The 12083-nt window shown below is 69.0% G+C and carries 12 protein-coding genes; 9 read left to right on the top strand and 3 right to left on the bottom strand.

Going from position 1 to position 12083, the window contains the following annotated elements:
• Positions 1 to 4 precede the first annotated feature (4 nt).
• The 4 genes from ABZV44_RS02200 (at position 5) to ABZV44_RS02185 (ending at position 3515) form a co-directional block, all read left to right on the top strand.
• Positions 5 to 379, top strand: coding sequence for a DUF742 domain-containing protein (locus ABZV44_RS02200; protein ID WP_033085504.1), 375 nt, complete (start codon positions 5 to 7; stop codon positions 377 to 379).
• A complete protein-coding gene (locus ABZV44_RS02195) occupies positions 360 to 962 on the top strand; it encodes an ATP/GTP-binding protein (protein WP_354830800.1) in 603 nt (200 codons plus the stop codon). The genes ABZV44_RS02200 and ABZV44_RS02195 overlap by 20 nt, the downstream gene beginning before the upstream one ends.
• 25 nt (positions 963 to 987) lie before the next feature.
• Positions 988 to 2538: a carboxyl transferase domain-containing protein gene (locus tag ABZV44_RS02190; protein WP_354830797.1), complete on the top strand. Its 1551-nt coding sequence runs from the start codon at positions 988 to 990 to the stop codon at positions 2536 to 2538.
• 179 nt (positions 2539 to 2717) lie between these two features.
• Positions 2718 to 3515 carry an aldo/keto reductase gene (locus ABZV44_RS02185; RefSeq protein ID WP_354830795.1) on the top strand — a complete coding sequence of 266 codons (798 nt, stop codon included), beginning with the start codon at positions 2718 to 2720 and terminating at the stop codon, positions 3513 to 3515.
• Positions 3516 to 3517: 2 nt separating this feature from the next.
• Here ABZV44_RS02185 and ABZV44_RS02180 read toward each other — a convergent pair whose 3' ends face one another.
• Complete coding sequence (locus tag ABZV44_RS02180) at positions 3518 to 4648, bottom strand: NAD(P)-binding domain-containing protein (protein WP_354830792.1); 1131 nt, start codon at positions 4646 to 4648, stop codon at positions 3518 to 3520.
• 82 nt (positions 4649 to 4730) lie between these two features.
• Here ABZV44_RS02180 and ABZV44_RS02175 point away from each other — a divergent pair, with 82 nt between their 5' ends.
• The 4 genes from ABZV44_RS02175 to ABZV44_RS02160 all read left to right on the top strand — a co-directional run bounded on the left by ABZV44_RS02175 (position 4731) and on the right by ABZV44_RS02160 (position 9411).
• Entirely contained in the window at positions 4731 to 5456 is a 726-nt protein-coding gene (locus ABZV44_RS02175) for an enoyl-CoA hydratase (RefSeq protein ID WP_354830789.1), read from the top strand.
• A gap of 41 nt (positions 5457 to 5497) precedes the next feature.
• Positions 5498 to 6619 carry an MBL fold metallo-hydrolase gene (locus ABZV44_RS02170; RefSeq protein ID WP_354830786.1) on the top strand — a complete coding sequence of 374 codons (1122 nt, stop codon included), beginning with the start codon at positions 5498 to 5500 and terminating at the stop codon, positions 6617 to 6619.
• Positions 6620 to 6654: 35 nt separating this feature from the next.
• Positions 6655 to 6963: an antitoxin gene (locus ABZV44_RS02165; RefSeq protein WP_354831615.1), complete on the top strand. Its 309-nt coding sequence runs from the start codon at positions 6655 to 6657 to the stop codon at positions 6961 to 6963.
• A gap of 171 nt (positions 6964 to 7134) precedes the next feature.
• A complete protein-coding gene (locus ABZV44_RS02160) occupies positions 7135 to 9411 on the top strand; it encodes an ATP-dependent DNA ligase (RefSeq protein WP_354830783.1) in 2277 nt (758 codons plus the stop codon).
• Between the two features lie 9 nt (positions 9412 to 9420).
• On the opposite strand, the gene ABZV44_RS02155 is transcribed toward ABZV44_RS02160, so the two are convergent.
• Entirely contained in the window at positions 9421 to 10065 is a 645-nt protein-coding gene (locus tag ABZV44_RS02155) for an isochorismatase family cysteine hydrolase (RefSeq protein WP_354830780.1), read from the bottom strand.
• A gap of 122 nt (positions 10066 to 10187) precedes the next feature.
• Positions 10188 to 11186, bottom strand: a complete 999-nt coding sequence (locus ABZV44_RS02150; protein WP_354830778.1) for an aldehyde reductase — start codon at positions 11184 to 11186, stop codon at positions 10188 to 10190.
• Positions 11187 to 11273: 87 nt separating this feature from the next.
• Between ABZV44_RS02150 and ABZV44_RS02145 the strand changes: the two genes are divergently transcribed.
• A complete protein-coding gene (locus tag ABZV44_RS02145) occupies positions 11274 to 11897 on the top strand; it encodes a TetR/AcrR family transcriptional regulator (RefSeq protein WP_354830775.1) in 624 nt (207 codons plus the stop codon).
• Positions 11898 to 12083: the final 186 nt, after the last annotated feature.

The raw sequence follows: 12083 nt of genomic DNA, 5'->3' as shown, positions 1-12083 counted from the left end.
CGGGATGGACATAGACAACGAACGCGTTGGGAGCGCCGAACCGAGCCTGGTTCGCCCTTATTCACTGACGGCCGGTCGCACCCGGCCGAAGGTGGAGCTCGCCCTGGAGGCGCTCGTCGCATCGCATCCGGTCGCCCTCGAGCGGCAGTTCGAACTCACCAATATCGAGACGTCAATCGTGGAGTTGTGCAGAGAATCGCCGTCGGTTGCCGAGGTAGCCGCGCGTCTGGGCATCCCGCTCGGGGTCGCGCGGGTGCTGGTCGCCGACCTCATCGATGCCGGCCATGTGCGGGTATCGGCGACATTGAAAGACGATTCCAGCGACGATGAACGTCGCGAGCTGATCGAAAGGGTTCTCAGTGGACTCCGGCGTATTTGATTCGACGACACAGGTCGACACGCGCACCAGCAAGCCCACGTCGGCCAAGATCGTCGTGGCCGGTGGTTTCGGTGTCGGCAAGACCACTCTGGTCGGTGCCGTGTCGGAGATCGTTCCGCTGCGCACCGAGGCTTTGGTGACCAATGCCAGTGTGGGCGTGGACTCCCTGACCGGGATCCCGTCCAAGGCCACCACCACGGTGGCCATGGACTTCGGCCGCATCAGCCTGGCCGATGACCTGGTGCTGTACCTGTTCGGCACGCCCGGCCAGTACCGCTTCTGGTTCATGTGGGACGACCTGATCAAGGGCGCCATCGGCGCGGTGGTACTGGTCGACACCCGCCGGCTGGAGGACAGTTTCGCCGCCGTCGACTACTTCGAGGCGCGGAACCTACCCTTCCTGGTGGCCATCAACGAATTCGATGATGCGCCACGGTATCCGGTCGAGGACATTCGCCAGGCCCTGGCGGTGCCCGCGGACGTGCCGATCCTCTCGATCGATGCCCGTCGCCGGGAGCCGGTGAAGCAGGCTCTGGTCGCGGTCACCGAGTACGCACTGCGCAAGGTCGTGCAGGGGTACTGAGCCGTTCAGGCGATAAGCTCGCGCCGTGAAGATCTCGGCGCGGGAGCTGCTCGGCGCATTGCTCGATCCCGGTTCCTTCGTGAGCTGGGATCGGCCACCCGTTGCGGTGGCGGCATCGGCCGGGTATCGCGAGGATTTGCTGGCTGCTGCGGCAACGGCGGGCACCGATGAGGCGGTGCTCACCGGGGAGGGGTTGCTGCGCGGACGGCGGGTCGCCGTGCTCGCGTGTGAGTTCGGGTTTCTCGCGGGGTCCATCGGGGTGGCCGCGGCCGAGCGCATCGTGTCGGCGGTGGAGCGTGCCACCGAGCTGGGACTGCCGCTGCTCGCCTCGCCGACCTCCGGCGGTACCCGAATGCAGGAGGGCACAGTCGCTTTCGTGCAGATGGTGAAGGTCGCCGGGGCCCTGGCCGCACACAAGGCGGCGGGGCATCCGTATCTGGTGTATCTGCGCGACCCGACCATGGGCGGGGTGTTCGCCTCGTGGGGATCGTTGGGGCACATGACATTTGCCGAGCCGGGCGCGCTGGTCGGTTTTCTCGGGCCGCGAGTTTACAAGGCGCTGTACGGGAAACAGTTCCCCGAGGGCGTGCAGACGGCCGAAAACCTTTACCACAATGGGGTTATCGACGGAGTCGTACCGGTGCCGGTCTTCCGCCGGATCGCACATCGGGCTCTGAACGTCCTGTGCGACGGACCGCTGCCGCTGCCCGGAAAGGGCGGCGGCCCACACCGTTCCGGGGAGGGCATCGGTTCCTTCCCGGCGGGTGCGGAGGAGCGACGCGGCCCGGCGCTGTTCGATACCGGCGACGTCGACGGCTGGCAGTCGGTGCTCATCTCGCGGCGGGCCGATCGGCCGGGAATCCGGGAGTTGCTGCGCCACGCCACCGATCGAGTTCCGTTGTCCGGCACCGGACAAGGTGAGCTGGATCGCACCGTCGTGCACGCGCTCGCCCGTTTCCGCGGGCAGCCCTGCATCGTCTTCGGCCATGATCGCGCGGGGCAGTCGCCCGAGAACACCATGGGTCCGGCGGCATTGCGCGAGGCCCGGCGCAGCATGCATCTGGCCGCCGAACTCCACGTCCCCCTGGTCCTGGTCATCGATACCGCGGGCGCCGCGTTGTCCCGTGAGGCGGAGGAGCGTGGCCTGGCGCCCGAAATCGCCCGCTGCATAGCAGATCTCGTCACCCTCGATACGCCGACGGTGTCGGTGCTGCTCGGCCAGGGCACCGGCGGTGGCGCGCTGGCCCTGCTGCCGGCGGACCGGGTGCTGGCGGCCGCGAACGGCTGGCTGGCTCCGCTTCCGCCGGAGGGTGCGAGCGAGATCGTCTACCGCGACATCGGGCACGCCCCGGAACTGGCTGCCGCTCAGCGGATTCGCGCGCAGGATCTGCGGGCCGACGGGATCGTGGACCGCATCGTGCCCGAGTATCCCGATGCCGCAGAGGAGCCGGTGGATTTCGCGCTGCGCACGGTGGCGGCCATTGCCGACGAACTGGCCGGTCTCACCAGTCGGTCCGCCGCGGATCTGCCGGCCGCACGGCAGTTGCGATACCGTCGCCTGGGTCTCGGGTCGTAGTTCTCCTCACATCCCACCACGGTGACGCTGAGAAGTTGCCACCGTGCGGATTCGATTCGACTTCTTCCCTATCGTGTGTTCGGTTGACGGGGTGGAACGGCGCTTCTACCTTCGGAACGGTGACTTATCGGTTCGAGGCCAGCGACATCCCAGCGATAGTGCTCAATGATGGCCAGGTCATGCCGAAGCTAGGGTTCGGTGTGTACAACGTCGTCGGCGCCGAGGCGGTCGGCACCATGACGACGGCCCTCGAGCTCGGCTACCGGAGCATCGACACCGCCGCCTTCTACGGCAATGAGGAGGAGGTCGGCCGCGCGGTCCGGGAATCGGGCCTACCGCGGGACGAGGTGTTCGTCACCACCAAGCTGTGGAACGCCGACCACGGCTACGACGCCGCCATGCGTGCCTTCGACGCCAGCGTCAAGCGACTGGGCCTGGACACCATCGACCTGTTCCTGATCCACTGGCCGCTGCCCGCGGCCGGTCTGTACCTCGACACCTTCCGCGCGCTGCAGACGCTCAAGCGGCAGGGCCGGGTGGTCTCGATCGGCGTCTCCAACTTCACCAGGGCGCACCTGGAACGGGTGATGGCTGAGACCGGTGAGGCGCCGGCCATCAATCAGGTTGAGCTGCATCCGTATTACGCGCAGTCGGAATTGCGGGCCTTCCACGCCGCGCACGGCATCGTGACCGAGGCGTGGAGCCCGCTGGGGCGCGGGGCCGAGTTCAACGACTCGGTCATCATCGCGCTGGCGGACAAGCTCGGCCGGACGCCCGCACAGATCATCCTGCGCTGGCACATGCAGCTGGGGAACGTGGCCATTCCGAAGTCCACGATGCCGTCCCGGATGGCGGAGAACCTGGCGGTCTTCGATTTCGAGCTGTCCGGCCGGGAGATGACGCAGATCGCCGGTATCGACAAGGGCGCACGGCAGGGCGCGGATCCGAACATTTTCGATATGGACGCCCCCGCCTGAACTCACGGCTCGTGCTGGGTGGGAATGCCCAGGTACGAGGTCAATTCGACGGCGGCGGCCCGGCCCGCGCGATTCGCGCCGATGGTGCTGGCGGACGGGCCGTAGCCGATCAGGTGGATGCGCGGATCGGCCTCGACCCGGGTGGCGAGCCGACCGCCCATGGTGATGCCGCCGCCGGGACCGCGCAGCCGCAGCGGGGCCAGATGATCGAGGGCGCTGCGGAATCCGGTGGCCCACAGGATCACGTCGGCGTGCTGGAAAGTGCCGTCGGCCCAGCGGATTCCGTCGGCTTCGAGGTGGTCGAACATGGGCCGCCGATCCAGCACGCCGCGGTCGCGCATGGCCCGCACCCGCGCGTCCTCGGGCAGGCCGGTGACCGAGACCACCGAGCCGGGCGGGAGTCCACGCCGCACACGGTCTTCCACCATGGCCACCGCCGCCCGCCCGTCCTCGGGTGCGAATTGCCCTGAGCGGAACACGGGTTCGCGCCGGGTCACCCACGTGGTGCCGGTGACCTGCGAGATCTCGTCCAGCAGTTGGACGGCGGTGATCCCGCCGCCCACCACGACCACGTGCTTGCCCGCGAATTCCGTTGCGGTGCGGTAATCGTGGGCGTGCAGCTGACGCCCCGCGAAGGTGTCCGCGCCCCGGTAGTAGGGAATGAACGGCTTGTCCCAGGTGCCGGTCGCATTCACCAGCCCGCGCACCCGCAGCGTCGCGTCCGGTGTCAGCTCCGCGTGCAGCAGCCCGTCGACCTCCTGATCCGGGCAGGTGGCCGGGGTGGCCCGGTCGCACACCAGGCTGACCGACACCGGCCGGCGCACCCGCAGATCGAAGCGCTTCTCGTAGAGCTCGAAGTAGTGCGGCACGGCCGTGGCCGCCTGTGCGTTCTCCGAGCCCTCGGGCAGCGTCTCCGCGAACGGCATGCCCGGAAGATCGTGCACCCGATTGACGTTGCTCAATGTCAGTGACGGCCACCGGAACTGCCACGCCCCGCCGGGCGCGGGAGCGTGGTCGACAATGAGAAAGTCCTGCTCCGGCGTTAAACCGAGCCGTCGCAGGTGATATCCGACCGACAAACCGGCCTGTCCGGCGCCGATTACGAGGATGTCGACATCGGGTGTTGCGGTCACCGGCCCGACGGTACGCGCACCTAGAGTGAAAGCCGATCATGGGTCGAAAGCGCAGGTGAGTTGGACAGTGGGGAAGGGACAGATGCTCGGAGTCAGCCGCGATGGCGAGGTAGTGACCATCGAACTGCAGCGTCCGGATAGACGGAACGCCCTGAACGAGGAGCTGATCGGGCTGCTGCGCGCGGCGCTCGAGGAGGCCGCGACCTCGGCCCGCGTGATCGTGCTGACCGGCCAGGGGCCGATCTTCAGCGCGGGCGCGGATCTGGACGGCGTGTATTCGGACACGTTCCTGACCGGGCTGCTCGGCATGCTGCGCACCATCGAGACGATCCCGGTGCCGGTGATCGCGGCCATCAACGGCGGGGCGCTGGGCGCGGGCGTGCAACTGGCCCTGGCGTCGGATCTACGGGTCATGACACCGGACTCCTTCATCGCCGTGCCGGCGGCGAAACTCGGTATCTCCGTGGACCGTTGGACCGTGCGCCGGTTGTCCAACCTGATCGGGCCCGGACCGGCTCGCACCATCCTGATGGGCGCCGAGCGGGTGCAGGCCGCGGACGCGTACCACTTCGGCTTCGCCAACCGGATCGGCACGCTGGCCGACGCGCAGGCCTGGGCCAAGCAGATCGCCGAACTCGCGCCGCTGTCGCTGCGGCATCTGAAACTGGTCTTCAACGACGACGACACCCGCGGCTCCGACTCCCTGGAGCAGACCGCGGCGCTGGACGCGGCGTGGCAGAGTGCCGACGCGCAGGAGGCGCGCACGGCACGTCAGGAGAAGCGGCCCGCGAAGTTCGAGGGCAAATGAACGGGCAGCGCGCGGCCGCGAATGCGCGGAAACTGGTGGGTATGTCTGCGGGTGCATTCGGTCTTTCCTGGTTGGTGCGGGCGGCGTGGGGGATTCCCTCCGCGATGGGCGCCTCCATGTCCGCCATCGCGCCGACGGCGCGCGGGGCGACCACCTATCGCAATCGGCAGTTCCACAACACCGAACCGAGCAGCCAGATCACCGGTTCCCCGCTGGAGCTGCTGTATCAGCTGGCCACTCAGCGCGACCGGGGCCGCCCGGCCGGGACGATCCCGCTGGTGACGCCCGCGCTGCCGGAGCAGGCGGGGGACCTGGCCGTCACCTGGTACGGCCACGCCACCTGTCTGATCGAGGTGGACGGCTACCGGGTGCTGGCCGATCCGGTGTGGGGCGAGCGGGTCTCGCCGTCGCCGCTGGTGGGTCCGGCCCGGCTGCATCCGGTGCCGTCACCGCTGTCGGAGCTGCCGGCGCTGGACGCGGTGCTCATCTCCCACGACCACTACGACCATCTGGATCGCGACACCGTGATCGAGCTGGCGGACAGTCAGGATTGCGTGTTCATCGTGCCGATCGGCATCGGCGCGCATCTGCGGCACTGGGCGGTGCCCGAACATCGCATTGTCGAATTGGACTGGGCCGCTTCGGTTTCGCTGTCGGAGCTGCAGCGGGATCATGGTGACGGCACCGATCTGGTGATCACCTGCGCGGAGGCACGGCACTTCTCCGGCCGTGGGCTGGTGCGCAACACCACGCTGTGGGCGTCCTGGTCGATCGCCGGTCCCACCCGCCGGGTCTACTTCGGCGGCGACACCGGCTACACCAAGGCCTTCGCGGAGGCGGGTGCCCGGCTGGGCCCGTTCGACCTGACCCTGCTGCCCATCGGCGCCTACGACCGGCACTGGCCGGATGTGCACATGAATCCCGAGGAGGCGGTGCGCGCCCACGCCGACCTGTGTGTCGGCGATGCGGGCTACGGGCTGCTGGTGCCGATCCACTGGGCCACCTTCAATCTGGCCTTCCACGGCTGGTCGGAGCCGGTCCGCCGGTTGGTCGAGGCCGCGGAGGCGGCGGGGACACGCATCGCCGTGCCGAAGCCGGGCGAGCGGATCGACCCGATTGGCCTCCCACCACGGGATTCGTGGTGGGAAGATGTTCGCGAATAACGGACCGAGAGTGAAGGAGCAGCGCTGTGAGTCTCATGGACACGCTCAAGGGCTTGGTCGGCAAGGGCAAAGAGGTGGCGGCCCAGAACGCCGAGAAGATCGAGCAGGCGGTCGATAAGGCCGGACATGTGATCGACGAGAAGACCGGGGGGAAGTTCTCCGCCCAGATCGACAAGGGCACGGAGGCGGTCAAGTCGGCCATCAAGCCCGAGGCGCCGGCCGCGGCCCCCGCGGAGGCGCCCGCAGCCGAACCGGCCGCGGAGCCGGCACCCGCCGCGACGGCGGCCGAACCGGCCCCGGAACCCGCTGCGGAGGCCGCGGAAGGCGAACAGCCCGAGGCGTAGTCGTCGCGGCGTCTCGCAGTGGTCGCACCGGTCGTTCCACGGGCTGTTCGGGAGTGGCGGGATCCCCGTCGCTGACCTGAACGGCCCGTTGGCATTTCACGGATGGCGCGAGTTCCTCCGGGTCGCTTGGGGTTGCCGGTTTTTGCCGGGACCCGGACCTAAACTGCTGTCATGGGGTCCCGCAGGGATTTCGGGGGTATCGAGGTTGGGCTGACCAACCTCGACAAGGTGCTGTACCCGGCTACCGCGACCACCAAGGGGGAGGTGATCGACTATTTCACGGCCATCGCCCCGGCCCTGCTGCCGCATATCGCGCAGCGGCCGGTGACCCGCAAGCGGTGGCCGAACGGGGTGGACGAGCAGTCGTTCTTCGAGAAGAACCTGGCCGAGCACGCGCCGAAGTGGTTGGCGCGGAGGACGGTTCGACATTCCGACCGGCCGGTCACGTACCCGCTCATCGACAATCTCGCGGGCATGGCCTGGCTCGGGCAGCAGGCGGCGCTGGAACTGCATGTGCCGCAATGGCGTTTCGACGGGGCCGAGGTCGGGGACATCACCCGCCTGGTGTTCGACCTGGATCCCGGGCCGGGGGCCGGGTTGGCGCAGTGCGCCGAGGTGGCGCTCATTCTGCGGGACGTGGTACGCGAGGTGGGGCTGGAGGCCTACCCGGTCACCAGCGGCTCCAAGGGAATTCACATCTACGTGCCGCTGGACCGCAGACTCGGGCCGAACGGGGCGTCGGCGGTGGCCAAGCAGGTCGCCACCAACCTGCAGCAGCTGCGGCCGGAGCTGGTGACGGCCACCATGGCGAAATCGGCGCGCGGCGGGAAGGTGTTCCTGGACTGGAGCCAGAACAATCCGGCCAAGACCACCATCGCGCCGTATTCGCTGCGCGGGCGCACCGAGCCGTGGGTGGCCGCGCCCCGCGCCTGGACGGAGATCGAGAAACCGAAACGGCTGCGGCACTTGCGCTTCGACGAGGTGCTGCGGCGCTGGCGGGAGCAGGGTGATCTGCTCGAAGGATTGGACGAGCCACTGCCGGAACCGGTTCCGGACCGGCTCGGCACCTACCGCTCCATGCGCGACCCGCGGCGCACACCCGAACCGGTCCCGCCGGGCCCGCCCGACGCCGGTCCGGGGAATCGGTTCGTGGTGCAGGAGCATCACGCCCGGCGGCTGCACTGGGATGTCCGGCTGGAGCGCGAGGGCGTGCTGGTGTCCTGGGCGGTGCCCAAGGGCCCGCCCACCGATACCGGCGAGAACCGCCTGGCCGTGCACACCGAGGACCATCCGATGGAGTACCTCACCTTTCACGGGACCATCCCCAAGGGCGAGTACGGCGGCGGCGAGATGACCATCTGGGATACCGGCACCTACGAGACCGAGAAGTGGCGTGACGACGAGGTCATCGTCTGGCTGCGCGGGCAGCGGCTGACGGGGCGGTACGCACTGATCCAGACCAACGGCAACCAGTGGCTCATGCACCTGATGAAGGATCAGACGCCGCCGGGGATGGAAGGCGATGGGGCGCAGCCGGTTCCGGCCGCGCCGCCGCGCACCCCCGCGCCCATGCCGCGGGGGCTGAAACCCATGCTCGCCACGGCGGGTGATGTGGGGACCCTCGACGCCGAGCACTGGGCCTTCGAGACCAAGTGGGACGGGTTCCGGCTGATCGCCGAGATCGAGGACGGCGCGGTCACGCTGCGCAGCCGGGCCGGGCATGTGGTCACCGGGAAGTATCCGGGCCTGGCGGTGCTGGGTTCGGAACTGTCCGGGCACAGCGCGGTGCTCGACGGCGAGGCGGTGGTCTTCGACGATCACGGTGGCGCGAATCTCGGCCTGCTGCGGGAGGATTCGACGCGGGCGGTCTTCCTGGCCTTCGACCTGCTGTATCTGGACGGCACCTCGCTGGTCCGCAAACGCTACGACGACCGGCGACGGGTGCTGGAAGCCCTTGCCGGGCAGGCGCGTTCGCTGATCGTGCCGAAACAGCTGGGCGGGCAGGGTGCGGAAGCCCTGCGGTACAGCCAGGATCACGGCATGGAGGGCGTGGTCGCCAAGCGACGGGACTCGGTGTATCTGCCCGGGCGGCGCGGGCAGTCGTGGATCAAGACCCGGAACTGGCGGACGCTGTCGGTGGTGATCGGCGGCTACCGGAGATCGGAGGTGCGGCAGTTCGCTTCGCTGCTGGTCGGTGTCCCGCACGAGGGGGAGCTGTACTACCTGGGCCGGGTCGGCACCGGGTTCAGCGAGCAGGAGATGAGCGACCTCGCCGATCGGCTGCGCCGCCTGACCCGCAAGACCAGCCCGTTCGGCAATGAACTCACCGCCGACGAGCGTCAGGACGCGGTGTGGGTGACGCCGAAACTCACCGGCACCGTGCGCTTCATGAACTGGACCGAGACCGGACGACTCTGGCATCCGGCCTGGATTCCCAGCTCCGACTGACCGTTTCGGCTAGCTCGACTTCTCGAGCAGCGGCACGATGGTGTCGATATCGGTGACGATGGCGTGGCCCTGGAAGGCGAAATCGTCCCAGGCGCGCTGCTGTCCGGGCTCGTCCCGTCCGCCGACGCCGTCCCGGATCACGACCGGGATGAAACCCAGATCGGTGGAGTGACACACGGTCGGCGCGATGCCGATCTCGAGCGCGACGCCGACGATGGCGTACGCGCCGATCCCGAGGTCCCGCAGGGTGGAGGCCAGCGGGGTGCCCTCGAACGCCGACATCGAGGTCTTGTCGAAGACGGTCTCGCCCGCCTGCGGCCGAAGTTCCGGCACCAGCTCGAATCCCGGGGTGTTCCGCTGCAGGATCGGCACCACGTCGTCCGCGGAGTCCACGCCCTGCCAGCTCATGGCCATGCGCAGCGCGAAGGTTCCCATGAGGCGCTTCGGCAGGAAGAAGTGCCGCAGGAAGATCACGGGGTAGCCGCCGCGCCGCGCGGCCTCGACGACCCGCGCGACCCGTTCGGTGATCGCCGGGCCGTCGTCGAGCTGCCCGAGCACCCCGGCCTGCATGTCGTACACGACGACCGCCATCTTCTCCGGCGAACACACGTCCTCGAGCGTCTCCGGAATCTCCAGCCCGTTCCCGCGCCGCATAAGCCCTCCGCAATCTCCCACTGCCCCACCCTCTTTCGTCACCCTACCCCGCCGGCGAACCATGATCAGGGACCTCGCGGTGCGGGGAATCGGGCGAAATCCCGCGGTGGAAGCTCCCTGACTCAGGCGGCGGAGCGGGCTGGGCGGGGCGCGGGCACCAGGCCGAAGTGGATGAGGCTCTCCGCGGTGTCGAGCAGGGAATCCGCCACGGGGCGCATGGTCCAGTTCAGGTCGTGCTCGGCCTTGGCGGCGCTCAGGTGCGCTGCGCGGCCGAGGAAGCGGACGGCGGTGCGGGCGTCGGGGTTGAACCGGGCGCTCAGGCGGACGAGCCAGTCGGGGAGCACGCGGGTCGCGACCCGGTAGCGCTGGGCGAGAATCTGCGCCATCTCCGGGAAGGAGACTTCCTCGCCCGCGCAGATGTAGCGATTGCCCGCGGCCTGCGGGGTTTCCATGGCGAGCCGATGCGCCACCGCGAGGTCGCGGACATCCACGGTCGCGAAATTCAGCCGTGGGACGCCGGGCATGCCCCCGGCCAGCAGGGCGCGAATGCCGTCCACCGAGGTGCCGGCCTCGGCGCGCAGGATGGGGCCGATGATCATGCCCGGATTGATCACGGCCAGTTCGAGATTGGGGTGTTCGGCGGCGAAATCCCAGGCGGCGCGCTCGGCCAGGGTCTTGCTCTTCTGGTAGGCGTCGCACTGCGCGGTGTCGGACCAGTCCGCCTCGGTGAGCAGATGCCCTTCGTTGCCGACCTCGACCGCCGCGATCGAGGAGGTTACGACGACCCGTTCGACACCGCTTCCGGCGGCCGCGCGCAGCACCCGCAGGGTGCCGTCCACGGCGGGGCGGACGAGTTCGTCCTCGTGTTCGGGGACACCGGAGGGGAAGGGCGAGGCGGTGTGCAGCACGTAGCGGCAGCCCGCGACGGCCGCGGCCCAGCCCGCGTCCGAGCCCAGATCGGCCTCGACCAGCTCGACGCCGGGCAGTGGTCCGGCCACCGCGGTGGCGCGGGCGGCCGAGCGCACGGTGCCGCGCACCCGATAGCCCTGGCCGAGCAGCTCCTGGATGACATGGCCCGCGACATAGCCGGAAGCGCCGGTGACGAGAACGAGATCGGACATTGCCCGACTCCAATCTGAGCAGTGTTTAGAATCTGAACAATGTATAGATTCCGAGGCCGGGAGCCGTCAACCCCTTACGCTCATCCCATGCCGCCGACCAAGGACCGCTATCACCACGGAGACCTCCGCGAGGAACTACTGCGCGCCTCCCTGCAGCTGATCGAGTCCGAGGGCCTGGCCGCGGTGAGCCTGCGCAAGGTCGCCCGCGAAGCCGGCGTCAGCCCCGGCGCGCCCTACCACCACTTCGCCGACCGTGCCGCCCTGATGTCCGCCCTCGCCGCCCGCGGCTTCGAAATCCTCGGCGCCGCAATGGCATCCGCCCGCGCCGCTGCCCCTGATCCACGCGCGGCCCTGCTCGCCATGGCCGAGGGGTACGTCGGCTTCGCCCGCGACCACGCCGCCTACTTCCGGATCATGTTCCGTCCCGAGCTGTCCCAGCCCGAGAAGCACCCCGACACCGAGGCCGCGGGCGACGCCGCCTACGCCATCCTCGAATCCGCCGTCGCCGACGCCGTCCAGTCCGGCTTCCTCCCCGCCACCGACGCCGAAACCATGGCCCTGGCCTGGTGGTCGCTGGCCCACGGCATGGCCGCCCTCACCGTCGACGGCAAATTCGGCCTCCGCGCAACCCAATCCGGCACCACCCCCGAAGCCCTCACAACCCGCATCACCCACATCTTCGCCAACCTCATCGACCAGCGTCCGGCCTAGCGGCCGGGAATGCGGGCCGATCGGCGGGACGGCTGGGTGGGCCATGCCATAGGGGCTGGTGTTTCCGCTGATCGACCGCGGATATTTGTGGCGGCACTGCCTGCAGTCTGTGGAGATGTTGAGAGGTCGCGGTGGGTTGGGGTGCGGACACGGCAGACTGGTAGGCGTGACCGATTCGTACCGGAT

Source organism: Nocardia sp. NPDC004860, assembly GCF_040609015.1.
Lineage (GTDB): Bacteria > Actinomycetota > Actinomycetes > Mycobacteriales > Mycobacteriaceae > Nocardia.
This window is presented reverse-complemented; position numbering and strand designations above follow the sequence as displayed.

Coding starts and splice junctions, on each gene's coding strand:
- ABZV44_RS02200 (WP_033085504.1), top strand. CDS start 5: ATGGACATAGACAACGAACGCGTTGGGAGCGCCGAACCGAGCCTGGTT.
- ABZV44_RS02185 (WP_354830795.1), top strand. CDS start 2,718: ATGCCGAAGCTAGGGTTCGGTGTGTACAACGTCGTCGGCGCCGAGGCG.
- ABZV44_RS02175 (WP_354830789.1), top strand. CDS start 4,731: ATGCTCGGAGTCAGCCGCGATGGCGAGGTAGTGACCATCGAACTGCAG.
- ABZV44_RS02170 (WP_354830786.1), top strand. CDS start 5,498: ATGTCTGCGGGTGCATTCGGTCTTTCCTGGTTGGTGCGGGCGGCGTGG.
- ABZV44_RS02165 (WP_354831615.1), top strand. CDS start 6,655: ATGGACACGCTCAAGGGCTTGGTCGGCAAGGGCAAAGAGGTGGCGGCC.
- ABZV44_RS02160 (WP_354830783.1), top strand. CDS start 7,135: ATGGGGTCCCGCAGGGATTTCGGGGGTATCGAGGTTGGGCTGACCAAC.
- ABZV44_RS02155 (WP_354830780.1), bottom strand. CDS start 10,065: ATGCGGCGCGGGAACGGGCTGGAGATTCCGGAGACGCTCGAGGACGTG.
- ABZV44_RS02150 (WP_354830778.1), bottom strand. CDS start 11,186: ATGTCCGATCTCGTTCTCGTCACCGGCGCTTCCGGCTATGTCGCGGGC.
- ABZV44_RS02145 (WP_354830775.1), top strand. CDS start 11,274: ATGCCGCCGACCAAGGACCGCTATCACCACGGAGACCTCCGCGAGGAA.